This window comes from Streptococcus sp. k-378 (genome assembly GCF_013277505.1).
Lineage (GTDB): Bacteria > Bacillota > Bacilli > Lactobacillales > Streptococcaceae > Streptococcus > Streptococcus pseudopneumoniae.
On record NZ_VMNC01000006.1, the window covers coordinates 14816 to 41666 of the forward strand.

Here is a 26851-nt window from a genome sequence, read left to right on the forward strand (position 1 = left end):
AATGAAGTAAATATTCTCACAAGAAAACGTATATCATCAAAGTTTTAGGTCACTTGATAATATGCGTTTTTTGAATTTTATAGACTGCTCGTTTAAACTCTATTTACCTCGTACATTCCGGAGCGAGACGGAATATTAGCCACATACAAAATGAGTACTATTAGGATTTTATTTTCGTGTACAATTTCAGCTATTCTTGTTATAATCAGCCTATAGGAATCAAGGAGGTGATTGTTATGGCTGTTTTTGTGTCTTTGGATGGAATTGTGGTAGAAGTACTTGATGTCTTTTCTTCTTTTAATGGGGATAGTGAGTTTTTCTTGTGTAAACATCTTAAAGACAAGAGTCAGTTTGTGATGGAACGCTCTCAGTTCGAGGAGATGTTCCAACTTCAAAGTAGTCGCTTGACGACGCAAGACAAATTACAATTGTTTACCTCCGTGTTTGCTGGCCGTTATGATGTTTATGCTAAGAGTTTCATCAATGATCAAGGGAAAATTCAATATTTTCCATCCTATGATTATGGTTGGAAGCAGTTGCCACCTGAAAAACGGAGTTTCCAGACATTGACAGATTCCGTTTTGAAATCTCATTTTCGTGGGGAGACAGCTATCGGTATCTTTCCTATGCACTTAGATGATAGCTGTTATTTTTTGGTACTGGATTTGGATGAAAGAGATTGGAAAGAAGCTGGTTTAGCCATTCGAAGAATAGCCAGGGAACGCCAGATGGAAGCCCATCTAGAGATTTCTCGTTCGGGTCACGGACTCCATATTTGGTTCTTCTTTGAGGAAGCGATTCCGAGTCGAGAGGCTCGCTTGTTTGGAAAGAAACTGTTAGAACTGGCAATGCAGGAAAGTATGCAACTGTCCTTTGATTCTTTTGATCGCATGTTTCCAAATCAGGATGTTCTTCCTAAAGGTGGATTTGGTAATTTGATTGCCCTTCCTTTTCAAGGAGAAGCTTATCATCAAGGGCGAACGGTCTTTGTGGATGAACATTTTCAGCCTTATGAAGACCAATGGAGGTATCTACAAGAAATTCAGAGGGTTTCAACTGCTAAAGTGGCACTGTTAATCCAAGAGGAGTTAGGTAAGGAAGAATTGGATAAGGAGTTGAAGGTCGTCTTATCCAATATGATCCAACTTGAAAAATCGTCTGTGACACCCAAGACACTGTTTTTCTTGAAAAATATGGCTTCATTTTCTAATCCCGAATTTTATTTAAAGCAGGCTATGCGACAGCCAACCTATCAAATTCCTGAGCGAATGTATTTATTTGGAGAATCCGATCATTATTTATGGCTGCCAAGAGGCTTGCTGTATCCATTGCAAGATAAATTTAAGCAGGTATCTGTGGAAGATAGGAGAAAGGTACAAAGGTCTATTAGAGTGGAATTTAAGGGAGAACTCACTTTTGAGCAAGAGTTAGCCCTGTCAGATATGATTTCCAAAGAAAATGGTTTACTCCATGCGGAGACTGGTTTTGGGAAAACCGTTTTAGGTGCTGCTCTCATCTCTGAATGGAAGACCAAAACAATTATCCTAGTTCATAATAGGCAACTCTTAGACCAATGGCTGGATCGTTTAAACCATTTTTTGACTTTCGAAGAGGAAGAAGCTACCCGTTATACGGCATCAGGTCGTGAAAAGGTAATAGGCTATGTTGGGCAGTACGGTGGGACTAAGAAATGGCTGAGTAAACTGGTTGATGTTGTTATGATTCAATCTCTATTTAAGTTGGAAAATAGTCAAAGTCTTTTGGATGAGTATGAGATGATGATTGTGGATGAGTGTCATCATGTCTCTGCCTTGATGTTTGAAAAAGTTGTTGCTCAGTTTAGAGGGAAGTATCTTTACGGTTTGACGGCTACGCCTGAGCGTAAGAATGGTCATGAGCCTATTGTTTTTCAGAGAATTGGTGAGATACTCCATACTGCTGATAAGAGGGAAACGGATTTTAAACGGCAATTGCAATTAAGATTCACTTCTTTTGGTCATTTGGAGATTGAAAAGACCAAAGCAAGTAATTTTATACAGCTTAGTGATTGGATTGCTACTGACTCAGTGAGGAATCAGTTGATTATCAAGGATATTCTAGACCAAGTGGCAGAAGGGCGGAATATCTTGGTTCTAGTCAATCGAATTCAACAGATAGATGTCTTTGAAAAGTTATTGAAAGAGAAAGAGGTTGATGACTGTTATATTATTAGCGGAAAAACCAAAGTCCGAGATAGAACAAGTTTAATGGAGACGTTAGAACAGTTAGATAAAGGGTTTGTTTTATTGTCTACTGGAAAATACATTGGCGAAGGTTTTGACTTGCCTCAGCTAGACACGCTTATATTGGCAGCACCCTTTTCTTGGAAAAATAATTTAATTCAGTATGCAGGTCGGATTCATAGAAACTACAAGGATAAGTCTTTGGTGCGGATTTTCGATTATGTGGATATTCATGTTCCTTATTTAGAAAAGATGTTTCAGAAACGACAAGTAGCTTATCGAAAGATGGATTATCGTGTCATCGAGGGTGAGGAGAAACAATTCGTTTATGTTGATAGTAGATATGAGAAGGTGTTGAGAGAGGACTTGGCAGGGGAAAGACAGGAATGTCTGCTTATTTTACCTTATGTGCACCAGACAAAACTGATGAATTTTCTAAAAGAATTTAGGATTAGTCAAATTGAGATATGTATACCAGAGACGGTTGCAAATAAAGCATGGCTAGACCAGTTGAAGAGCCAGAAAATTAAAGTATCTTTTACTCAATCAAAAATAGTCACGCCTATTCTTTTGGTAAACAAGACCATTGTTTGGTATGGCGCAATGCCATTATTAGGGAAGGTAGATGAAATGACCATATTACGTTTGGAATCAGCTAGTATAGTTTCTGAACTAGTGGCAGGTTTACGATAGAGAAAATTTTTAAAAATTTCTATGTATGATTTTCATTTCTTTAGTGAGACTGTTGCCATTATCACATTCGAATCACACAAAATAAAAAAATTTCTATAAGTACTTGACAAATAGATTGAAATATCTTAAAATGAAAACGGTTACAGAGTTATTAATTATTTAAGCTTCATGTCACCATTAAAAATTGAAATAAAAGGATGTTATCACTAATACAAGTGAGCAGGAACCTATTTAATCACATCAGAAGAAGTTTCTTGATGTTTTTTAAGTAGGTTCCTTTTATTTTAAAAGGGAAATTTTATGATCATAAAACGAATACTAAACCACAATGCCGTAATTGCGCAAAGTAAAAAAGATATCGATATTCTTCTTTTTGGAAGGGGCATAGCTTTTGGAAGAAAAATTGGAGATAAAGTAAATCCAATTGATATTGAGAAAAGTTTTTTTCTCAAAAATAGAGATAATATGACCCGTTTTACAGAGATGTTTATTAACGTTCCTTTGGAGTTGGTGTACATCACCGAAAAAATAATTAACCTAGGTAAAATAACATTGGGTAATAATTTTGATGAAATTATCTATATTAATTTAACGGATCATATTTCTTCGAGCATAGAACGTTATAAAGAAGGGATTATTATTTCGAATCCCCTACGCTGGGAAATATCGAAATATTATAAAGAAGAATTTGAACTTGGGAAAAGGGCTTTACAAATAATAAAAAAAGAGTTAGGTATTGAACTTCCAATTGACGAAGCTGCATTCATAGCGCTACATTTTGTTAATGCTAATTTAGAAAATAATTTTCAAGAGTCGTATAAAATCACTGAAATAATTATGGGAATTGAGAAAATCATTCAAGATTTCTATTGTACTGAGTTTAACCAAGATTCTATTGATTATTATAGATTCATAACTCATATAAAATTATTTGCCCATCGCTTGGTTGAAAATACAACTTATTGTGACGATGATGATGAAGACTTGTTAGCATTAATGAAAAATAAATATCCTAGAGAATATGAATGTGGTGAACAGGTGGCAATGTTTATACAAACTGAGTACAATTATTTGCTGACTTCTAGTGAATTAGTTTATTTGATGGCTCATATTCGTCGCTTAACAAAAAATTTAGATTAATAGAATAGGAGAATACCATGAGTTATAAAGATACGGTACAAAAAATCCTCGATGTAATTGGAGGTGAAAAAAATGTCAATAGAGTTACCCATTGTGTAACACGTTTAAGATTAGAATTAAAAGATGAAAATTTAGTCAATGATGATGATGTGAAGAAGATACCAGATGTAATAGGTATTATGAAAAAGAATGGACAATATCAAATTATACTTGGTAATGATGTAGCTAATTATTATAAAGAATTCGTTAAACTTGGCAATTTTGAATCCGATTCAGTTGTTCAAGGGCACAAAGGGAATATTTTAGAAAGAATCATTGAATATATCGCTGGTTCCATGACTCCAATCATTCCAGCAATGTTAGGGGGAGGTATGTTGAAAGTCTTGGTAATCATTTTACCAATGCTTGGTATATTGCAATCAGATTCTCAAACTATTGCTTTTTTGACATTTTTTGGGGATGCTCCATATTATTTCTTACCGCTGTTATTAGCTTATTCTGCATCACAAAAATTAAAAGTAACATCTACATTAGCTATGTCTGTAGCAGGTGTACTTCTCCATCCAAATTTTGTTCAAATGGTGCAATCAGGGAATCCTCTTAGTTTATTTGGTGCACCTGTGACACCAGCTAGTTATGGTTCATCAGTCATTCCAATTCTTATTATGGTTTGGTTGATGAAATATATTGAAAAAATGATTGCTAAATTAACACCAGCTGTTACTAAGAGTTTTTTGCAACCTACGCTAGTATTATTAGTATCAAGCTGTATTGCCTTAGTTGTAGTCGGACCTATTGGAGTAATTGTTGGTGAAGGATTATCAAATCTAGTTGGGCAAATGTATGGTGTAGCTGGATGGCTTACATTAGCTATTCTTGGCGCTATTATGCCATTTATTGTTATGACTGGAATGCATTGGGCTTTTGCACCTATTTTTTTGGCGGCATCTATTGCTACTCCAGACGTATTAATTCTTCCAGCAATGTTAGGGTCAAACTTAGCTCAAGGAGCTGCTTCGATGTCTGTTGCATTAAAGAGTAAAAATAATAATACAAAACAAATTGCTTTTGCAGCAGGTTTCTCAGCCTTACTTGCAGGGATTACCGAACCTGCATTATATGGTGTGACTTTAAAATATAAAAAACCGCTTTATGCAGCTATGATTGGTGGTGGATTAGCGGGATTATTTGCAGGTCTTACTAGTGTTAAAGCGTATCTATTTGCTGTCCCATCTTTGATAGCGTTGCCTCAATTTATTTATTCTGATGTACCATCAAATATTGTAAATGCTTTAATTGTGGTGGTCATTTCGGTTGTTATTACCTTTGTATTAGCTTATATATTTGGAATCGATGAAGAAGAGAGTTCTAGCCATTTAGAAGTTGAGGCTAGAGTTTCAAATAAAAAAATGGTATTTTCTCCTATATCAGGAGAAATCATTCCGTTAAGTGATGTCCAGGATAAAACATTTTCAGATAAACTTATTGGAGACGGAGTAGCGATTATCCCAAATGAGGGTAAGGTTTATGCACCATTCGATGGGGAAATTACAAATATTTTTCCGACTAAGCACGCAATTGGATTGAAGAGTGATGAAGGTGTTGAGTTACTAATTCATATTGGATTAGATACTGTTGAGTTAAAAGGTCAAGGCTTTATTAGTCATGTAGAAGAAGGAGATAGAGTTTTTAAAAATCAGTTGATTTTTGAAATGGACTTAAATTTAATCAAGACTAAAGGCTACGAAACAGTTACACCAGTAATTGTAACGAATACCAATGATTTTCTAGATGTATTAGTGTTACCTAATAATCAGACAATCGAGCATTCTAAGGAATTACTGGTAATATTATAATGGAGGAAAGTTATGACCATTTTTCCAGATGATTTTCTTTGGGGTGGAGCTGTTGCAGCTAATCAAGTAGAGGGAGCATATAATGAAGATGGTAAGGGATTATCAGTTCAGGATGTGTTACCCAAGGGTGGATTAGGAGAAGCAACAGAAAATTCTACAGAAGATAACTTAAAATTGATAGGTATTGATTTTTATCATAAATATAAGGAAGATATATCCTTGTTTTCTGAAATGGGCTTTAATGTTTTTCGTACTTCTATTGCATGGAGTAGAATTTTTCCAAAAGGAGATGAGGAAGAACCTAACGAAGCTGGGTTGAAATATTATGATGAATTGTTTGATGAACTACATGCTCACGGGATAGAACCACTTGTAACTCTTTCACACTATGAGACTCCATTATATTTAGCAAGAAAATATCATGGATGGATTGATAGGAGAATGATTCATTTTTATGAAAAATTTGCTCGAACAGTTTTAGAAAGGTATAAAGATAAAGTTAAATATTGGCTTACATTTAACGAAGTAAACTCTGTTTTGGAATTACCGTTTATTAGTGGAGGAATAGATATACCTAAGGAGAATCTTTCGAAACAAGAATTATATCAAGCTATACATCATGAATTAGTCGCCTCGAGTTTGGTTACAAAAATTGCTCGTGAGATTCATTCAGAGTTTAAGGTGGGGTGTATGGTATTAGCTATGCCAGCTTATCCAATGACTCCAAATCCAAAAGATGTATGGGCGACTCATGAGTATGAGAATCTAAATTATCTATTTTCAGATGTGCATGTTAGAGGTTATTATCCGAATTATGCAAAAAGATATTTTAAGGAACATGACATTAACATAGAGTTTGCAGCTGAAGATGCAGAGTTATTAAAAAATTATACTGTAGATTTTTTATCCTTTAGCTATTACATGAGTGTGACTCAATCTGCTCTTCCAACACAGTATAATTCAGGAGAAGGGAATATTATTGGTGGCTTAGTAAATCCTTATTTAGAGTCTTCTGAGTGGGGATGGCAAATTGATCCAATTGGACTACGTATAATTTTAAATAGATATTATGACCGTTATCAAATTCCATTATTTATAGTGGAAAATGGATTAGGTGCTAAAGATCAACTAATAAAAGATGAATTTAATAACTTAACAGTCCAAGATGATTATAGAATTCAGTATATGAAAGAACATTTATTGCAAGTAGCTGAAGCTCTACAAGATGGTGTGGAAATTATGGGCTATACGTCTTGGGGATGTATTGACTGCGTTTCTATGTCCACTGCACAGCTTTCTAAGAGGTACGGTCTCATTTATGTTGATCGAAATGATGATGGAAATGGCACATTCAATCGATATAAGAAAATGTCCTTTACTTGGTATAAAGGAGTGATTGAATCAAATGGAGAATCCTTATTCAAATAGTTTGTTTATTGATGATTAGATATTATCACGGTTAAGGCAGCATCTCATTAAATATGAAATAAAGAGGTTTGGAAGACATCAAATTCTAAACCTCTTTATTTTATAGGGGGATTAATTAATTTAATTTTGTTACAGAGAGCCGATTATAAATAGTTAACTTAGGATAGATTGGTTATATATAGTAGACTGAATCTAAAATAGTACGAAACAATTGCTAAAACGTTTATAGAAATTAATTTTACTTTCCCAATCGATTTGTTTTCATCTTATTTCAATCCGCTATAAAGTTAGATAAGAATAAGCTAACAAGCAGAAGTAAGATAGGTCTTGCAAGAATGGTAAAAATCTGATAAACTAAGTAGTAATTGAATAGGAATCTGAAAGACTAGTAGCCCAAGGGAAGTATATCAGGGAGGAGAGCCGTGACTGCAAGCTCTCTATATGAAAGCTGGGTGAATTCACTTGCGCATGGATTTAGAAATGAAGGTCTGACTTGTCAGATGAAAACGGATGGTACCGCGTGTCAACGCTCCGAGTGGAGTTTTTGGCATGTGGTTTTCTTTTTATCTACGAGAGACTGATGGAGGAAATATGTCAACTATTGAAGAACAATTAAAAGCGCTTCGCGAAGAAACGCTGGCTAGCTTGAAGCAGATTACTGCTGGAAATGAAAAAGAGATGCAAGATTTGCGTGTCTCTGTCCTTGGTAAAAAGGGTTCGCTCACTGAAATCCTCAAAGGGATGAAAGATGTCTCTGCTGAGATGCGTCCAATCATCGGGAAACACGTCAATGAAGCTCGTGATGTCTTGACAGCTGCTTTTGAAGAAACAGCTAAGCTCTTGGAAGAAAAGAAAGTCGCGGCTCAACTGGCTAGCGAGAGTATCGATGTGACGCTTCCAGGTCGTCCAGTTGCGACTGGTCACCGTCACGTTTTGACACAAACCAGTGAAGAAATCGAAGATATCTTCATTGGGATGGGTTACCAAGTCGTGGATGGTTTTGAAGTGGAGCAAGACTACTATAACTTTGAACGTATGAACCTTCCAAAAGACCACCCAGCTCGTGATATGCAGGATACTTTCTATATCACTGAAGAAATCTTGCTCCGTACCCACACGTCTCCAGTTCAGGCGCGTGCTATGGATGCCCATGATTTTTCTAAAGGTTCTTTGAAGATGATCTCGCCAGGGCGTGTCTTCCGTCGCGATACGGACGATGCGACCCACAGTCATCAATTCCACCAAATCGAAGGCTTGGTAGTTGGGAAAAATATCTCTATGGCTGATCTTCAAGGAACGCTTCAGTTGATTGTCCAAAAAATGTTTGGTGAAGAGCGTCAAATTCGTTTGCGTCCATCTTACTTTCCATTCACAGAGCCATCTGTTGAGGTGGATGTTTCTTGCTTCAAATGTGGTGGAGAAGGCTGTAACGTATGTAAGAAAACAGGTTGGATCGAAATTATGGGGGCCGGTATGGTTCACCCACGTGTCCTTGAAATGAGTGGTATCGATGCGACTGTATACTCTGGCTTTGCCTTTGGTCTTGGACAAGAGCGTGTAGCTATGCTCCGTTATGGAATCAACGATATCCGTGGATTCTACCAAGGAGATGTCCGCTTCTCAGAACAGTTTAAATAATGATTAGAAAAGTAGAAATGGTAGATGTTGAGGTGTTGGCTAAAATTGCCAAACAAACCTTTCGTGAAACATTTGCTCATGATAATACGGAAGAGCAGTTACAGGAATACTTTGAAGAGGCTTATAGTCTGAAAACTTTATCAACTGAGTTGGAAAATTCTGACTCCGAAACCTATTTCATTATGCATGAAGAGGAGATAGCTGGTTTTCTCAAAGTCAACTGGGGAAGTGCTCAAACTGAGAGAGAATTAGAGGACGCTTTTGAAATTCAACGCCTCTATGTGCTACAAAAATTCCAAGGATTTGGATTCGGTAAGCAACTGTTTGAATTTGCTCTTGAACTTGCTACAAAAAATAGTTTTTCTTGGGCTTGGTTAGGTGTTTGAGAGCATAATACAAAAGCTCAAGCGTTTTATAATCGATATGGTTTTGAAAAATTTAGCCAACATCATTTTATGGTTGGTCAAAAAGTAGATACGGATTGGTTACTGCGAAAGAAATTAAGGTAAGAAGAGGATTCTTCTATTGAAATGATAGGAAAGGAAAAGAACCAGTGTGGCAATGGTCATTCTGGAGAACTAAATTATGCTTGTATCTTATAAATGGTTAAAAGAATTGGTGGACATTGATGTGCCATCACAGGAGTTGGCTGAAAAAATGTCAACCACAGGGATCGAGGTAGAAGGTGTCGAATCACCGGCTGCTGGTCTCTCAAAAATTGTCGTCGGTGAGGTCTTGTCCTGCGAAGATGTGCCAGAAACTCACCTTCATGTTTGTCAGGTTAACGTTGGCGAAGAAGAAGCCCGTCAAATCGTCTGTGGTGCCCCAAATGTGCGTGCTGGTATCAAGGTTATGGTGGCTCTTCCAGGAGCTCGCATCGCTGACAACTACAAAATCAAAAAAGGAAAAATCCGTGGTTTAGAGTCACTTGGAATGATCTGTTCGCTTGGCGAATTGGGAATTTCTGACTCAGTTGTGCCTAAGGAATTCGCAGATGGCATCCAAATTTTGCCAGAAAATGCCGTTCCAGGTGAGGAAGTCTTCTCATACCTAGACTTGGATGATGAAATCATCGAACTGTCTATCACACCAAACCGTGCAGATGCCCTTTCTATGCGTGGAGTGGCTCACGAAGTGGCAGCTATCTATGACAAGGCAGTCAACTTTAAAGAATTTACTCTTTCAGAAACTGACCAAGCTGCAGCAGATGTTCTTTCTGTGGGCATTGATACAGACAAGGCGCCTTACTATGCAGCTCGTATCTTGGATAATGTGACGATTGCACCAAGTCCACAATGGTTGCAAAACCTTCTCATGAACAAAGGAATCCGTCCTATTAACAACGTAGTGGACGTGACAAACTACATCCTGCTCTACTTTGGTCAACCTATGCATGCCTTTGACTTGGATACCTTTGAAGGGACTGACATCCGTGTGCGTGAAGCGCGTGCTGGTGAAAAATTAGTGACTTTAGATGGTGAAGAACGTGACTTAGAGGTGAATGACTTAGTTATCACTGTCGCAGACAAACCAGTAGCCCTTGCAGGTGTCATGGGCGGTCAAGCAACAGAAATCTCTGAGAAATCTAGTCGTGTCGTCCTTGAAGCTGCAGTCTTCAACGGAAAATCTATCCGCAAGACTAGTGGTCGTCTTAACCTTCGTTCTGAGTCATCTTCTCGCTTTGAAAAAGGTATCAATGTGGCAACTGTTAACGAAGCCCTTGATGCGGCGGCTAGCATGATTGCAGAACTTGCAGGTGCGACGGTGCGTAAAGGTATCGTTTCAGCGGGTGAACTTGATACCTCTGATGTGGAAGTTTCTTCTACCCTTGCTGACGTCAACCGTGTCCTCGGAACTGAGCTTTCATACGCTGATGTAGAAGATGTCTTCCGTCGTCTTGGCTTTGGTCTTTCTGGAAATGCAGACAGCTTTACAGTCAGCGTCCCACGTCGTCGCTGGGATATCACTATCGAGGCAGACCTCTTTGAAGAAATCGCTCGTATCTATGGCTATGATCGCTTGCCAACCAGCCTTCCAAAAGACGATGGTACAGCTGGTGAATTGACTGCAACTCAAAAACTTCGCCGTCAAGTTCGTACCATTGCTGAAGGAGCAGGTTTGACAGAAATCATCACCTATGCTCTAACAACTCCTGAAAAAGCAGTTGAGTTTACGGCTCAACCAAGTAACCTTACTGAACTCATGTGGCCAATGACAGTGGACCGTTCTGTCCTCCGTCAAAATATGATTTCTGGTATCCTAGATACAGTTGCTTACAACGTGGCTCGTAAGAATAAAAACTTGGCTCTTTACGAGATTGGAAAAGTCTTTGAACAAACTGGCAATCCAAAAGAAGAACTTCCAAATGAAGTCAACAGTTTTGCCTTTGCCTTGACAGGATTGGTTGCTGAAAAAGATTTCCAAACAGCAGCAGTTCCAGTTGATTTTTTCTATGCTAAAGGAATCCTTGAAGCGCTATTTGCTCGTTTGGGGCTCCAAGTAACTTATACAGCAACATCTGAAATTGCTAGCCTTCATCCAGGTCGTACAGCAGTCATTTTACTCGGTGACCAAGTTCTTGGTTTCCTTGGACAAGTGCATCCGGTCACAGCTAAGGCTTACGATATTCCAGAAACGTATGTAGCAGAGCTCAATCTTTCAGCTATCGAAGCAGTGTTTCAGCCAGCTGCTCCATTTGTGGAAATCACCAAATTCCCAGCAGTCAGCCGTGACGTGGCTCTACTCCTCAAGGCAGAAGTCACTCACCAAGAAGTTGTAGATGCTATCCAAGCTGCCGGCGTGAAACGTTTGACAGATATCAAACTCTTTGACGTCTTCTCAGGTGAGAAATTGGGACTTGGTATGAAGTCCATGGCTTATAGCTTGACCTTCCAAAATCCAGAAGACAGCTTAACGGACGAAGAAGTCGCACGATATATGGAAAAAATCCAAGCGTCTCTCGAAGAAAAAATCAATGCAGAAGTGCGTTAAACGATAGTATGATACAAATTCCCCCTCTAGTTTATGAACACTAGAGGGGTGATTTTATATAATACTCAATGAAAATCAAAAAGCAAACTAGGAAGCTAGCCGTAGGTTGCTCAAAACACTGTNNAGTAACCATATGTCTAAGGTAAGGCGATGCTGATGTGGTTTGAAGAGATTGTCGAAGAGTATAAAATAATTAAAATGTGATTTCTGTAAAAATACATCTATGATCAGAGTTTTGAAAACTTACAATGTCTAAATCTTTAACATAGTAGTGGTTTTTAGGCAATAAAATATGATCTATTGTTGCATTAAAAAGTTTTGGACTTTGGCTATTCCAAGTTCCTCTTTCAAAAGGTGGTAGTACATTTAATGCGTCCCTATGAGAGCTTATTTTTGCAAGTGCTCCATGACGCATATTTGCATTAAAATCACCTGCAATAATAGCCTTTGGATATTTTGAAGCCAATTGATTATGAATGATGTTTAAGTCTTGCTTCCAGATTTCCATTAAACCTGGCAGAGGAGGAGCAGTATGCAAAGCAATGATATCTGGTATATTTTGTTTTCTCGAATGTAATACAATTGTCCCGAACCGTGTTGTATGGAAAGTTTTAGCTTCTGTATAGAAACCATAACTTTTCTTGACAATCACAGTCACAGGAGCTATTCCACTGTCAGTAGGTGGAGAAGTAAAAATATCATAGTTGGCTATAGAAAGTCCAACTTGATGAAACAATAGTTTGATTCTCTGGTTTTCTTGCTCACCTCTGATATTGGTAGCTAGTTCAGGGAATATAGCCATATCGGCATCAAAATGGCTAAAAATTCGCTCAATATGTTGTGCTTCTATTTGATTAGCGACGTTCCAAGTTACTAATTTTAAGGTTTTAGTCTTATTTGATACGGAAGAAAGGGTTTTATCTGTTCCGAATAATAGTAATATGAACGATAGTAAGAGAAAGATGCTAGAATAAAACCGTATTTGTTTATTTTTCTTGTAAAAAGATAGGGAAAAAAATACGAAACTTAAAATAGAAACCATAGTTGCAGTAGCTAAGGGGAAGGCATAAATCTGTGCCAAGATAGGTCTGGTAGATAGCCAAATATTAAGATTAGAAGATGGAAAAAAAGAATAAGCTATGATAGGGATAGCAAAGAGAATGACAGAAAAGGCAGAGAGAAATATTTTAATCATTGTATGAGTACCTCGATTTGCAATGGTTGCTCGGAGCTAATGTGACTTTGTGACTTTACTTGATTGATACTCTTTTTCTTGTCTTCCTTATAGATTAAGTACAACCCAAGTAAAAAAAGTCCAATTTAAGATTGAAATGATTAAAAGTCACGGAGATGCAAGACAATTATACTACAAAAGGCAAACATTTGACAATCGATAGTCGTCGCTTAATCGAACGATGGAAAAAGGGTAACTTCTCAAAGTAACTTCCACTTGCCTAACCAAAGTGGAAATTAGTCTAAAACGGATTTTTATGGTGGAATTAAGTGTGAGACGTTTGAGTTAGAAATGAGGTTCACTATGACAAAACATAAACACCTTACCCTTTCAGACCGTAATGATATCCAATTAGGCTTAGAGCGCGGTGAAACCTTCAAATCTATCGGACAATCCATTCTAAAAGACCCAACTACTGTTTCCAAAGAAGTCAAACGAAACAGACAAATTAGAGAGTCTACATGCGATAAGCTTCCTTGCCCTCTACTCGACAAAGCTCCCTTTGTCTGTAACGGCTGTTCTAAAAGAAGACAGAATTGTGGCTATAAGAAGATTTTATACCTCGCTAAACAAGCTCAAAAACAATACGAACAAACTCTTGTTGAAGCTCGTGAAGGAACTCCTCTCAATTCCAAGACCTTCTGGGACATGGATAAAGTCATTTCTGATGGGGTTAAAAAGGGACAACACATCTATCATATCCTCAAAACTCATAACCTTGATGTTAGCTCCTCGACTGTCTATCGACACATCCGAAAAGGTTACCTGTCTATCGCTCCTATTGACCTAGCCAGAGCCGTTAAATTCAAAGAAAGACGGAAAAGTAAGCTACCTTCCATCCCTAAAGAAGCGAAAAAAGACCGTTCCTATGAGGATTTCCAAAACTATTTAGTACTGAATCAACTAGACTCTTGGCTGGAAATGGATACAGTTTTGGGCAGAATGGGAGGTAAAGTCCTACTCACCTTCAATCTCTCTTTCTGTAACTTTATCTTCGCTAGACTTCTGGATAATAAAACTGCCCTTGAGGTTACCAAACACCTCTATGACATCAAGAACACTCTTCACCAAGTTGACAAAGATTTCTTCCAACTCTTCCCTGTCATTCTTACCGATAATGGAGGAGAGTTTGCCAGGGTCGATGATATCGAAATAGATGTGCGAGGAGAGAGTAAACTCTTCTTTTGTGACCCTAATCGCTCTGACCAGAAAGGGAGAATTGAGAAAAATCACACGCTGATTCGCGACATTCTACCTAAAGGAACTTCTTTTGACAACTTAACTCAAGAGGACATCAATCTCGTTTGTTCGCATGTCAACAGTGTCAAACGCGCTGCTTTGAATGGAAAGTCAGCCTATGAACTCTTTGCCTTTACTTATGGAGAAGAGATTTCTAAGCTTCTCGGCATTTCTAAAATACCTGCAGAAGACGTCTGCCAGTCGTCTAAATTACTCCAACATAAAATCTAAAAACTAACCTTTAACCCCATTCAAACGTTTCACACTAAGTTCCACCATAGCGGAACTTAATCTGAAACGCTTTCAGATGAGGGGATTTTGTGCGCTCTTTTTTCGATTCCTTTCGGCTACAAAAACGATGAAATCAAGCATGTTTAAAACCAGTGGAACTTACCCTGACACGGATTTCCACTGGTTTTTAGGATTTTTATCAGACTAACTTCCACTTGGATTAGCAGTGGAACTTAGTTTGGGAATTTACCCGATGGAAAAAAGAAGGAAAATCAAATAGAGAAATCGCCTCTTTACTTGGAAAAGCTCCTCAAACTATCCATACTGAAATCAAGCGTGGGACAGTCCGACAATGTCTTGGAAAAGGACGCTTTAAAGAGGTTTATTCTGCCGACTATGCTCAACAGTCTTATGAAAACAATCGCAAGCGCTCGGTCAAGAAATCAAGCTTGACCAAGGAACTAAAGGAAAAGATTCTCCACTATCATAACCAAAAATTTTCGCCTGAAATGATGGTCAAGGCTAAGGGCGTTAACGTGGGAATTTCTACCATCTACTACTGGATCCATCATGGAAAATTAGGATTGTCAAAACAGGATCTGCTCTATCCTAGAAAAGGAAAAGCGCTTAAGAAACAAGCTAGCACCAATTTTAAACCCCCTGGTCAATCTATCGAATCATAATTCGCTCATTTTTTTAAAAATACATAGACGTAAAAGAAAGAGGGTTAAGTGATGAAGAAGAGTGCTATTGGGAGTAATTGGAAGGATGTCCATCTGAGCTCTTTAGCAAGGAGGAAATCCTTGAAAGTGATATGCGAGTGGCTATCATGAGTGAGTTGATTGAAGCCAGGCATGAGCAAGGAATCAGTCAGAAAAAGCTAGAAGAACTTAGTGGAGTAAGCCAGCCTGTCATAGCTAGGATGGAAACAGGCAAGACTAGTCCTCAGTTGGACACAGTCTTAAAAGTCCTAGCCAGTTTAGGAAAGACACTAGTAGTCGTCCCACTCGAACAGGAAAAGAGTTGATTAGAGTAGACTCATACTCAATGAAAATCAAANNAGTAACCATATGTCTAAGGCAAGGAGACGTTGACGCGGTTTGAAGAGATTTTCGAAGAGTATTATAGTCTTTTCTAATAACAAGCCATAGTCACTTATAAGAATTACTAATAAAGCGTTTGAAGAGCATAACTGAAATAAAGCTATAAAACACGCTATACAAAGGATTTGAGGCATTTGTCTCAGGTCTTTTTCTTTTGTTTAAAACAGATATATAGTTTCAAACTATATCAAAGCCTAATTTTTTACAATTATACAGATGATTTCTTTTCTGTTAAGATAGTTTCAACAACAAATTTTGGAGGACACATCATGTCAACTACAATCATCGGTTTCCCTCGTTTGGGCGAATTCCGCGAATTAAAATTTACAACTGAAAAATACTTTAGAAAAGAAATCTCAGAAGAAGAACTCTTGGCAGCCGCAAAAGACTTGCGTGCTAAACACTGGAACATTGTCAAAGAAAAAGGCATCACTGAAATTCCATCAAATGACTTTTCTCACTATGACAACTTCCTAGATGCAGCTTTCCTTTTCAATGTGGTACCTGCTTCAGTTCAAAACTTGGACTTGTCTGACCTTGAGCGCTACTTCGCTTTGGGTCGTGGTTATCAAGGAGAAAAAGGGGATGTTCGCGCCCTTCCAATGAAGAAATGGTTCAACACTAACTACCACTACATCGTTCCTAAATTTGAAAAAGACACTCAAGTCAAACTTGCAGGTCACAAAATCTTTGATGAGTTCCAAGAAGCAAAAGAACTTGGATTGAACACTCGTCCTGTTCTTGTAGGTCCATTCACTTTCCTTCAATTGTCAGACTTTGAAGAAGGTGTGAAAGCAGAAGACTTCGTAGACAGCTTAGTGGCTGCTTACCAAGAAGTTTTTGCAAAATTGGCAGAACTTGGTGCAACTCGCATCCAACTCGACGAAGCTGCTCTTGTAAAAGATTTGACAGCTGAAGAAAAAGCTCTCTTCTTGAACCTTTACAATAAACTTTTGGCTGACAAAAAAGGTCTTGAAGTCTTGCTTCAAACTTACTTCGGTGACGTTCGTGACGTTTACGCTGACCTTGTTAACTTGCCAGTAGATGCTATCGGTCTTGACTTCGTTGAAGGTAAGAAAACTCTTGAACTCGTTAAAGGTGGCTTCCCAGCTGACAAGACTCTTTATGCAGGTATTGTCAATGGTAAAAACATCTGGCGCAACAACTACGAAAAGAGCTTGGCTGTTCTTGAGCAAATCCCAGCTGAAAACATTGTCTTGACAAGCTCATGCTCACTTCTTCATGTGCCATTTACAACTGCTAATGAAGAATTTGAACCAGCAATCTTGAACCACTTTGCCTTTGCAGTTGAAAAATTGGATGAAATCCGTGATTTGGATGCTATCTGCAACGGTCAAGGTGAAGAAGCACTTGCAGCTAACAAAGAACTCTTTGCGACTGAGCGTGTTGGTGAAAATGCTGAACTTCGTGCGCGTATAGCTGGCTTGACAGACGCAGACTACACTCGTTTGCCAGCATTTGCTGAACGTGAAGCTATCCAAGAAGAAGCTTTCAAACTTCCAGCTCTTCCAACAACAACTATCGGTTCATTCCCTCAAACTAAAGAAGTTCGTGCTAAACGTTTGGCTTACCGTAAAGGTGAATTGTCTCAAGAAGAGTACGATGCTTTCCTTGCTGAAACGATCGATGAATGGATCAAATGGCAAGAAGATATTGACTTTGATGTCCTTGTTCACGGTGAATTTGAGCGTAATGACATGGTTGAGTACTTCGGTCAAAACTTGTCAGGTTACCTCTTCTCTAAAAATGGTTGGGTACAATCATACGGTATGCGTGGAGTTAAACCACCAATCATCTGGGGTGATGTAACTCGTCTTAACCCTATCACTGTCAAATGGTCTAGCTATGCACAAAGTCGTACAAACAAACCTGTTAAAGGTATGTTGACTGGACCTGTTACCATCCTCAACTGGTCATTCCCACGTGAAGACATCTCTATCAAGGATTCTACTCTTCAAATCGCCCTTGCTATCAAGGATGAAGTTCTTGATCTTGAAGCTGCTGGCGTGAAGATCATTCAAATCGACGAGGCTGCTCTTCGTGAGAAATTGCCACTCCGTCGTAGCGACTGGTACGAAGACTACCTTGACTGGGCAATTCCTGCCTTCCGCTTGGTACACTCAACAGTAGCGCCAGATACTCAAATCCACACTCACATGTGTTACTCAGAATTTACAGATATCATCCCAGCTATCGACAACATGGATGCAGATGTTATTTCCTTTGAAGCTAGCCGTTCAAACCTTGAAATCTTGGACGAACTCAAAGCGAAAAACTTCCAAACAGAAGTGGGTCCTGGGGTTTACGACATCCACTCTCCTCGTGTGCCAAATGAAGGCGAAATCGACAATACAATCGAAGCCATCCTTGCTAAAGTGCCAAGCAAGAAAGTTTGGATCAACCCTGACTGTGGTTTGAAAACACGTGGTATTCCAGAAACAAAAGAAAGCTTGATCCGCCTTGTTGAAGCAGCTAAAGCTGCGCGTGAGAAATTGTAAGATAAGGATTTCTCTAAAAGCGCTGTTTAGTCAATCTGCCTGTTTCACTTGGGTTCTAAGAGTCCAGCTAACGAAAAAAATCAACTAGAAAAGGATAATGACTATGTCACGCCAAACACCGTCACTCTCATTTGAAGTGTTCCCTCCAAACCCAGCAGTGGGTAATGATAACATTATTTCTGCTCTTCAAAATATGCAGGAGTTGGCTCCCCACTTTATCAGTGTGACTGCCAGCAATAATAAATTTAATATCAAGGAAACGACGGTCCGTTTGGCTGATTTTATCCAAAATGACTTGGCGATTCCGACTATTGCCCACTTGCCAGCTATCTATCTAACTAAGGAAAAGGTTGCTGAAACCATTGCTGACTTGGACAAGGTTGGAGTGCAGAAAATCTTGGCCTTGCGTGGGGATATTATTCCAGGTGTGGAGCCACAAAAGGATTTTCGCTACGCAACTGACTTGATTGAGTTCATCAAGGAGCAAGCTCCTCACTTTGATATTGTTGGTGCTTGTTATCCAGAAGGGCATCCAGATTCACCAAATCAGATTTCAGATATTCAAAATCTTAAGAAGAAAGTGGATGCAGGCTGTTCGAGTCTTGTCACTCAGCTTTTCTTTGACAATGAGCGCTTCTATGATTTCCAAGACAAGTGCATCTTGGCTGGGATTGATGTTCCTATTCATGCAGGGATTATGCCAATTCTGAATCGAAATCAGGCTCTCCGCCTCTTGAAGACTTGTGAGAATATCCACCTTCCACGCAAATTTAAAGCCATCTTAGACAAGTATGAGCATGACCCTGAGTCGCTCAGAGCAGCAGGACTTGCCTATGCAGTGGACCAAATCGTGGACTTGGTAACTCAGGATGTTGCTGGTGTGCATCTCTACACTATGAACAATGCAGAAACAGCAAAATATATCCACCAAGCAACCCATGCCTTGTTTAATCATCAGTCTCTAGGATAATAAAAAGCAAACCATTCTTCTCAAGTGAGGGGAATGGTTCCTTTTTAATGGTAAAGACCGCACTTTTTAAGAAAAATATGATAAAATAGACTCTGTACGTACTTGATACAAAGATGAGGGTATTTAGGTTTTAGAAGTTTGTTTAAAGTTGATTATTTTTTAAGCAAAATCTGATAATGTGTGTCTCAAAAAACACGAACGGAGTAAGTATTTAAAAGATATTTCACGCTATCGTGGTATCTTAGATGATAACAATATTATTATCTAAGGCAGGATTTTTGAGAGTAAAATAGTTCGGGAAACTATTTTAGCCTGAGCATAGAAATAAAAAGGCGAAGTAATTAAAAATTACCATTGAAATTCCGTTGGATTTCTAAAATCATCCACTGGATAATTTTAGCTCCCGTCCGCACTATTCCAGGGAAATATCAAAAAGATACTTAATTGAATTTTGGCCTCATTCCTTAGGAAAAAAGATAAGCTTCCTAGCACTCATCGAGTGCGGCGTCACCTTCCTATTTTTCTACAGAAATGTTCGGCAAGCCGAACCGTCCAAAATATCTTGCGTAACTGAACACGCCTACAACTCTGTGGAAAAAGATAAATCTACCTAGGAGCAGTCGCTCCGTCGTCCGATTTCCTATTTTCCTTTGAGTTGCTTAACGGCTTAGTATCTTGATTTTTGTAGGCAAGACGTATAATATTATCAATCCAAAGGGGATTAAAATGACAAAACAAGTGTTTCAAACGACTTTTGCGGGTCGTGAGTTAATTGTAGAGACTGGTCAGGTTGCTAAGCAAGCAAATGGCTCTGTTGTTGTACGTTACGGTGAGTCAACTGTCTTGACTGCTGCCGTGATGTCTAAGAAAATGGCAACTGGGGATTTCTTCCCTCTTCAAGTCAACTACGAAGAAAAAATGTATGCAGCTGGGAAGTTTCCTGGTGGCTTTATGAAACGTGAAGGACGTCCTTCAACGGATGCGACTTTGACAGCGCGTTTGATTGACCGTCCAATCCGTCCTATGTTTGCGGAAGGTTTCCGTAATGAAGTACAAGTCATCAACACCGTGCTTTCTTATGATGAAAATGCTTCTGCACCAATGGCTGCTATGTTTGGTTCATCCTTGGCGCTTTCTATCTCAGATATCCCATTTGATGGACCGATCGCTGGGGTACAAGTGGGCTATGTAGATGGCCAAATCATCATCAACCCTACGCAAGAACAGGCAGAGCAATCTCTCCTTGAATTGACAGTAGCTGGTACCAAACACGCCATCAACATGGTAGAGTCTGGTGCCAAAGAATTGTCAGAAGAAATCATGTTGGAAGCTCTTCTTAAAGGGCATGAAGCAGTCAAAGAATTGATTGCCTTCCAAGAAGAAATCGTTGCAGAAGTTGGTAAAGAAAAAGCAGAAGTAGAATTGCTTCATGTGGACGCTGACTTGCAAGCTGAAATCATCGCAGCCTACAACAGTGACCTCCAAAAAGCGGTCCAAGTAGAGGAAAAATTGGCTCGTGAAGCTGCAACTCAAGCAGTTAAGGACCAAGTTACTGCCGTTTACGAAGAAAAATATGCAGACCATGAGGAATTTGACCGTATCATGCGAGATGTGGCTGAAATCTTGGAACAAATGGAACACGCTGAAGTGCGCCGTTTGATCACAGAAGATAAGGTACGTCCTGATGGTCGTAAGGTCGATGAAATCCGTCCTTTGGATGCGGTTGTTGACTTCCTTCCTCGTGTGCACGGTTCAGGTCTCTTCACTCGTGGACAAACTCAAGCCCTTTCAGTCTTGACCTTGGCTCCGATGGGTGAAACTCAAATCATTGATGGTTTGGATCCAGAGTACAAGAAACGCTTTATGCACCACTATAACTTCCCACAATACTCTGTAGGGGAAACTGGTCGTTACGGTGCGCCAGGTCGTCGTGAAATCGGTCACGGTGCTCTCGGTGAGCGTGCCCTTGCTCAAGTCTTGCCAAGTTTGGAAGAATTCCCATACGCTATCCGTCTAGTAGCAGAAGTTTTGGAATCAAACGGTTCTTCATCTCAGGCTTCTATCTGTGCAGGAACTCTTGCCCTTATGGCTGGTGGTGTGCCAATCAAGGCGCCAGTAGCTGGTATTGCCATGGGACTTATCTCAGATGGAAACAACTATACAGTTTTGACAGATATCCAAGGTTTGGAAGACCACTTTGGAGATATGGACTTCAAGGTTGCAGGAACTCGTGACGGGATTACAGCCCTACAAATGGATATCAAAATTCAAGGGATTACTGCAGAAATCTTGACTGAGGCTCTTGCCCAAGCCAAGAAAGCGCGTTTTGAAATCCTTGATGTGATTGAAGCAACCATTCCAGAAGTTCGTCCAGAATTGGCTCCAACTGCTCCGAAAATTGATACCATCAAGATTGATGTGGACAAGATTAAGATTGTCATCGGTAAGGGTGGAGAAACCATCGACAAGATTATCGCTGAAACAGGCGTTAAGATTGATATCGACGAAGAAGGAAATGTGTCTATCTACTCTAGCGACCAAGATGCTATTAACCGTGCTAAAGAAATTATTGCTGGTTTGGTCCGTGAAGCTAAGGTGGACGAAGTTTACCGTGCTAAAGTCGTTCGTATCGAGAAATTTGGTGCCTTTGTTAACCTCTTTGATAAAACAGATGCACTTGTTCATATCTCGGAGATGGCTTGGACGCGTACCAATAATGTCGAAGACTTGGTAGCAATCGGGGATGAAGTTGATGTTAAGGTTATCAAGATTGATGAAAAAGGACGTGTGGATGCTTCTATGAAAGCTCTTCTTCCTCGTCCTCCAAAACCTGAACGTGATGAAAAAGGCGAAAAGTCTGAGAGACCTCACCGCCCACGTCATCACAAGGATCACAAACCTAAGAAAGAATTTACAGAAACACCAAAAGATTCAGAATAAGAAAAGGAGAAATGTATGGGATGGTGGCGCGAAACCATTGATATCGTAAAAGAAAATGATCCAGCGGCCCGCACCACTTTGGAGGTTTTGCTGACTTATCCAGGTGTCAAGGCCTTGGCGGCCCACCGTCTCTCGCATTTTCTCTGGAAGCATGGCTTCAAACTACTGGCTCGTATGCACAGTCAGTTCTGGCGCTTTTGGACTCAGATTGAGATTCATCCAGGTGCCCAGATTGATTCAGGTGTCTTTATCGACCATGGTTCTGGTCTGGTGATTGGGGAAACAGCGATCGTTGAGACGGGAGTTCTCCTCTATCATGGGGTGACTCTGGGTGGAACAGGGAAAGACTGTGGTAAACGCCATCCAACCGTGCGAAAAGGAGCTTTAATATCTGCTCATGCCCAAGTCATTGGACCCGTTGAAATCGGTGCAAATGCCAAGGTCGGTGCTGCAGCAGTCGTCGTAGCAGATGTACCTAGTGATGTGACGGTTGTCGGTATTCCGGCCAGGATTGTCCGAGTTCATGGACAGAAGGATGAACCGACGATCCACGAAGTCGAAAAAAAACGAGAGTACTACGTTAATAAACTCGAGCAGGCTAAAGATGCCAGTCACAGATCGTCTGGTTTGTAGAGGATATCTATATGATTCAAGCAAGAAACAAGTTAAGCCGAGAGGAGCTATCTGAGGCGAAAAAACTAATTAACTGTTGCCAAAACTATGACGGTACCTATCGTGATCCCTATCTCTCTAACATGCTTAATTTTGACCCAAACATGCCCGCCTTTTTCCTTTATTATGAAAAAGGCGAACTTGTTGGTCTCTTAACTGTCTATACAGATGACCAAGATGTAGAAGTGACGATACTGGTTCATCCAGATCATCGCCGTCAGGGAATTGCGCGTGCGTTGTTTACTAGTTTTGAGAGAGAAACAGCTTCTTTCTCTATTTGTTCAGTTACTTTTCAGACAGAGCGTGTTTTTCTAGACAGCCATCCTGATTTTGTCAGCAACTGGGGATTGGTCGAGGATGAAGAGACAGAAACTTGGTTAGGTAAGGATAGAAGCCCTTATCCGTTAGCAAATGTTTCCAATCTTGAAGTTTTGTTAGCAGATAGTTCGTATCAGGAGCAAATCAGTCAGTTAAAATTTCAGGCATTTTCAGGGGAACCTGAATCGAGAGAAGTTGTGGATAGATATGTCGCTGAAGCTCTGAAGGATCCAGAAAGTCGCTTATATATTTTGTTAAAAGATGGTCAGGTTATTGGAACTTGCACGGTAGATTTATCGACTAATACGAATTACTTCTACGGTTTAGCAATATCAGAACTTGAACGTGGGAAAGGCTATGGAAGCTACTTAGCAAAATCCCTTGTCAATCAACTAATTGAGCAAAATGATAAGGAATTTCAGATTGCAGTGGAAGATAGCAATGTAGGTGCCAAGCGCTTGTACGAAAAAATTGGCTTTGTCAAACAGACTCAGGTGGTTTATCTGAATGAGAAAGGAGCAAGGGATTCCGAAGTGTAGAGACATTCGGACTGAAATTCAATTGAACTCTTAATGATGAAACTAACTGTTCTTGGATTTCAGCTTTCCTGATTATGATTTATGATTAAAATCTATGACACTATGTCTCGTGATTTGCGAGAATTTGTCCCAATCGAGGACGGCAAAGTCAAGATGTATGTTTGTGGACCAACCGTCTACAACTATATCCACGTGGGGAATGCCCGTTCAACGGTGACTTTTGATACCATTCGTCGCTATTTTGAGTATCGTGGTTATGAGGTTGCCTATATTTCCAATTTTACGGATGTAGATGATAAGATAATCAACCGTGCCAGGGAAGAAGGCATCACGCCTCAGGAGGTTGCGGACAAGTACATCGCTGCCTTTCGTGAGGATGTGACGGCCTTGGGCGTCAAACCTGCGACTCGCCATCCGCGTGTGGTGGAGTTTATGATTGACATCATCCGCTTTGTGGAAGATTTGATTGAAAAAGGCTTTGCCTACGAGAGTCAAGGGGATGTTTACTTCCGTGTGGAAAAATCCCACAACTATGCCAAATTGGCTAATAAAACCTTGGAAGATTTGGAGCTAGGTGCTTCAGGTCGTACCGATGAAGAAACGGCTCGTAAGGAAAATCCTGTAGACTTTGCCCTATGGAAATCTTCCAAACCAGGTGAGATTTCTTGGGATAGTCCTTGGGGACCTGGACGTCCGGGTTGGCATATTGAGTGTTCAGTCATGTCGACAGAGATTTTAGGTGATACCATTGATATCCACGGTGGTGGAGCTGACCTAGAGTTTCCACACCACACCAATGAAATTGCCCAGTCTGAAGCTAAAACAGGCAAGACTTTTGCTAACTACTGGATGCACAATGGCTTTGTCAATATCGACAATGTCAAAATGTCTAAGTCCTTGGGTAACTTCATTACGGTACACGATGCCCTTAAAACTCTTGATGGGCAAGTACTTCGTTTCTTCTTTGCGACCCAGCACTACCGTAAGCCTATCAACTTCACGGAAAAGGCAGTTCGCGATGCCGAGACCAATCTCAAGTATCTGAAGAATACTTATGAGCAACCATTTACAGGAAACGTGGATGCCCAAGAGTTACAAAACTTTAAAGATAAGTTTGTAGCAGCTATGGATGAAGATTTTAATGCTGCCAACGGTATCACAGTTGTCTTTGAAATGGCCAAATGGATCAACTCAGGGAACTATGATGCAAGTGTCAAGCAAGCTCTTGCAGATATGTTAGAAATTTTTGGAATTGTCTTTGTTGAGGAAGCTTTGGATGCAGAGATTGAAGACTTGATTCAAAAACGCCAAGAGGCGCGTGCCAATCGTGACTTTGCGACAGCAGACCAAATCCGTGATCAATTGGCTGCTCAGGGAATTAAGCTCCTTGACACCAAGGATGGAGTGAGGTGGACACGTGATTGATGTCAATCTCATTAATGGGATTGCGCTAGCCTTTGAAGGAGATGCGGTTTATTCCATGTATATTCGTCGTCACCTCATCCTCAAAGGCATGACCAAACCCAATAAACTCCATCAAGAAGCGACCAAGTATGTGTCGGCCAAAGCTCAGGCTCGCCTGATTTCCCTCATGTTAGAGGAGCAAGTCCTAACGGAAAGAGAAAAAGAAATCTACAAACGTGGCCGCAATACCAATAGCCACACAAAGGCTAAAAATGCCGATGTGGTGACTTACCGCATGTCCACAGGTTTTGAAGCTGTGATGGGCTATCTCCATATGACTGAAAATTTGGAACGTCTTGAGAGCTTGATTTGGTGGTGCATCCAAAAAGTGGAGGGCTAGGACATGATGACAAAAGAACTACAAGACTGGTTTCCTGAGGCTCAGATTTCAGACCAACCAGTAGAGAAAGAGGGCTATCTCACTCTCCCTTTAGCTTCTCAGCAGTGGATTTTGCTGGAGAAAGCTGGGCTCAGTGAGCGTGAAAAGCAGTTGATTTCCCTTTTGACCCAGCAGGAGCAGGCTCGTTCGCTCAATCCTTGGTATTCCTATCTGATTGAGGGGAAGGGTCAGGCACCGCAAACTTTTAAAAAGATTCAGTTGGTGTATTGCCATCTTTCCTATTTTCAGCAGGAAAATCTGGCTTCTTGGCTAGATATGATGCGGACTCTTTTTCCGAATTGTCAGACGGTGCTTCAGGTCGGAGCTCAGGATTATGTTTTCGTGCTGCAACAAGATAAGTACACCTCTGTACGTTCAATCTTATCTGATACGATTGAAGCGGTTGAGTATGACTTTGGACTTCGTCTCTCTATCATGTTAGGCCAGGTTTGGTCTCAGGCAAGACATCAAGCCCTATCAGACTTGATTAAAGCAGAGAGAGATTTGTTTAAGACTTGGTGGCGTCAGGGTCACCAAGGTGTTCATACTTTTTCACAGCTCTATCTTTGGAGTATGGGAGAAAGGCTCGTGGACTTGAAGCCAATCAAGGAATGTCTACACCAGATGATTTTGGACCAGGATCAGATTCAGGAAATCATTCTCTCCCTTTGGGAAAATAGTGCTGTCCTAACAAAAACAGCCCAGCAACTCTATCTGCACCGCAATTCTCTCCAATACAAAATTGATAAATGGGAAGAATTGACAGGGCTTCAGTTGAAAGAGTTGACCGACTTGACCTTGTGTTATCAATTGATTTTAGGTTCTTTGTCAACTATAGTTGGTTTGTAAAGAAGTTAATATTTGGAGAAGAGGATTGCATCTTCTCCATTTTTATGTGCAGAGTTATAGTGGATTGATGCTGTCAATCGAAAGTGATGATGTCCCAAAAAAATGGTGAGATTGAGGGCAATTATTTTGCTTTCATCAGGGATTGCATGTTTTGGTTTTCGATTTCTGTTTCCGTGTCTGAAGGCTTCTTTTCCTTTCTGTTGATAGGCTAGTAGCAGACGATTGATTTGTCTTTCAGAAAGATTCAGTTCGACACAGGCTCGATTCTTTGTTTTCTTTCCTTGGTTTATAGCTTTTATCACAAGATATTTTTTCGCTTTTTTCATATTCAGTTGGATCATTTTCATATGACTATTTTATCAAATGGGACATTTTCACGTTTGATTTACTAAAGACATTATTACATTCGAATTACAAAACATAAAA

General features: G+C 39.8%; 17 protein-coding genes and 3 pseudogenes. 18 read left to right on the forward strand and 2 right to left on the reverse strand.

Annotation, left to right across the window (positions count from 1 at the left end; all coding sequences use genetic code 11):
- Positions 1-236 precede the first annotated feature (236 nt).
- The 7 genes and pseudogenes from HT719_RS00510 to pheT all read left to right on the forward strand — a co-directional run bounded on the left by HT719_RS00510 (position 237) and on the right by pheT (position 11968).
- Entirely contained in the window at positions 237-2915 is a 2679-nt protein-coding gene (locus HT719_RS00510; RefSeq protein WP_172927883.1) for a DEAD/DEAH box helicase family protein, read from the forward strand.
- 300 nt (positions 2916-3215) lie between these two features.
- A complete protein-coding gene (locus HT719_RS00515; protein ID WP_000584530.1) occupies positions 3216-4055 on the forward strand; it encodes a PRD domain-containing protein in 840 nt (279 codons plus the stop codon).
- A 17-nt stretch (positions 4056-4072) separates the two neighbouring features.
- Positions 4073-5911: a beta-glucoside-specific PTS transporter subunit IIABC gene (locus HT719_RS00520; protein ID WP_172927884.1), complete on the forward strand. Its 1839-nt coding sequence runs from the start codon at positions 4073-4075 to the stop codon at positions 5909-5911.
- A gap of 12 nt (positions 5912-5923) precedes the next feature.
- Positions 5924-7339, forward strand: coding sequence for a glycoside hydrolase family 1 protein (locus HT719_RS00525; RefSeq protein WP_172927887.1), 1416 nt, complete (start codon positions 5924-5926; stop codon positions 7337-7339).
- Between the two features lie 591 nt (positions 7340-7930).
- On the forward strand, positions 7931-8977 hold the full coding sequence (gene pheS / locus HT719_RS00530) for a phenylalanine--tRNA ligase subunit alpha (RefSeq protein ID WP_172927889.1): 1047 nt from the start codon (positions 7931-7933) through the stop codon (positions 8975-8977).
- Positions 8977-9486 (forward strand): annotated as a pseudogene (locus HT719_RS00535) (N-acetyltransferase). Before pheS ends, HT719_RS00535 begins: the two are co-directional and overlap by 1 nt.
- A 76-nt stretch (positions 9487-9562) precedes the next feature.
- Positions 9563-11968, forward strand: coding sequence for a phenylalanine--tRNA ligase subunit beta (gene pheT, locus HT719_RS00540; protein ID WP_172927891.1), 2406 nt, complete (start codon positions 9563-9565; stop codon positions 11966-11968).
- Positions 11969-12161: 193 nt separating this feature from the next.
- Here pheT and HT719_RS00545 read toward each other — a convergent pair whose 3' ends face one another.
- The gene (locus HT719_RS00545) at positions 12162-13163 is read right to left on the reverse strand and encodes an endonuclease/exonuclease/phosphatase family protein (RefSeq protein WP_172927893.1); all 1002 of its coding nucleotides are present in this window, start codon (positions 13161-13163) and stop codon (positions 12162-12164) included.
- A gap of 342 nt (positions 13164-13505) precedes the next feature.
- Between HT719_RS00545 and HT719_RS00550 the strand changes: the two genes are divergently transcribed.
- From HT719_RS00550 to HT719_RS00600, 11 genes and pseudogenes are all read left to right on the forward strand, one after another.
- The gene (locus HT719_RS00550) at positions 13506-14672 is read left to right on the forward strand and encodes an IS30 family transposase (protein WP_172927895.1); all 1167 of its coding nucleotides are present in this window, start codon (positions 13506-13508) and stop codon (positions 14670-14672) included.
- Positions 14673-14923: 251 nt separating this feature from the next.
- Positions 14924-15349: pseudogene (locus tag HT719_RS00555) on the forward strand (helix-turn-helix domain-containing protein); the annotation flags it as partial.
- Positions 15350-15432: 83 nt separating this feature from the next.
- Positions 15433-15699 carry a helix-turn-helix transcriptional regulator gene (locus tag HT719_RS00560; protein WP_138700517.1) on the forward strand — a complete coding sequence of 89 codons (267 nt, stop codon included), beginning with the start codon at positions 15433-15435 and terminating at the stop codon, positions 15697-15699.
- Positions 15700-16044: 345 nt separating this feature from the next.
- Positions 16045-18294, forward strand: a complete 2250-nt coding sequence (gene metE / locus HT719_RS00565) for a 5-methyltetrahydropteroyltriglutamate--homocysteine S-methyltransferase (protein ID WP_172922117.1) — start codon at positions 16045-16047, stop codon at positions 18292-18294.
- Positions 18295-18397: 103 nt separating this feature from the next.
- Positions 18398-19264, forward strand: a complete 867-nt coding sequence (gene metF / locus HT719_RS00570; protein ID WP_172922118.1) for a methylenetetrahydrofolate reductase [NAD(P)H] — start codon at positions 18398-18400, stop codon at positions 19262-19264.
- A 726-nt stretch (positions 19265-19990) separates the two neighbouring features.
- Positions 19991-22204, forward strand: a complete 2214-nt coding sequence (gene pnp / locus HT719_RS00575) for a polyribonucleotide nucleotidyltransferase (RefSeq protein WP_172922119.1) — start codon at positions 19991-19993, stop codon at positions 22202-22204.
- Between the two features lie 15 nt (positions 22205-22219).
- On the forward strand, positions 22220-22837 hold the full coding sequence (gene cysE, locus HT719_RS00580) for a serine O-acetyltransferase (RefSeq protein WP_172922120.1): 618 nt from the start codon (positions 22220-22222) through the stop codon (positions 22835-22837).
- 11 nt (positions 22838-22848) lie between these two features.
- The gene (locus HT719_RS00585) at positions 22849-23733 is read left to right on the forward strand and encodes a GNAT family N-acetyltransferase (protein ID WP_172922121.1); all 885 of its coding nucleotides are present in this window, start codon (positions 22849-22851) and stop codon (positions 23731-23733) included.
- Positions 23734-23814: 81 nt separating this feature from the next.
- Positions 23815-25158: a cysteine--tRNA ligase gene (cysS, locus tag HT719_RS00590; protein ID WP_172927897.1), complete on the forward strand. Its 1344-nt coding sequence runs from the start codon at positions 23815-23817 to the stop codon at positions 25156-25158.
- Positions 25151-25537 (forward strand): Mini-ribonuclease 3, encoded by a 387-nt coding sequence (locus HT719_RS00595; RefSeq protein ID WP_000567930.1) that lies wholly within the window; start codon positions 25151-25153, stop codon positions 25535-25537. Before cysS ends, HT719_RS00595 begins: the two co-directional genes overlap by 8 nt.
- A 3-nt stretch (positions 25538-25540) precedes the next feature.
- Positions 25541-26425 (forward strand): PucR family transcriptional regulator, encoded by an 885-nt coding sequence (locus HT719_RS00600; protein WP_000988345.1) that lies wholly within the window; start codon positions 25541-25543, stop codon positions 26423-26425.
- 125 nt (positions 26426-26550) lie between these two features.
- On the opposite strand, the pseudogene HT719_RS00605 reads toward HT719_RS00600, so the two are convergent.
- A pseudogene (locus HT719_RS00605) lies at positions 26551-26751 on the reverse strand (helix-turn-helix domain-containing protein); the annotation flags it as partial.
- Positions 26752-26851: the final 100 nt, after the last annotated feature.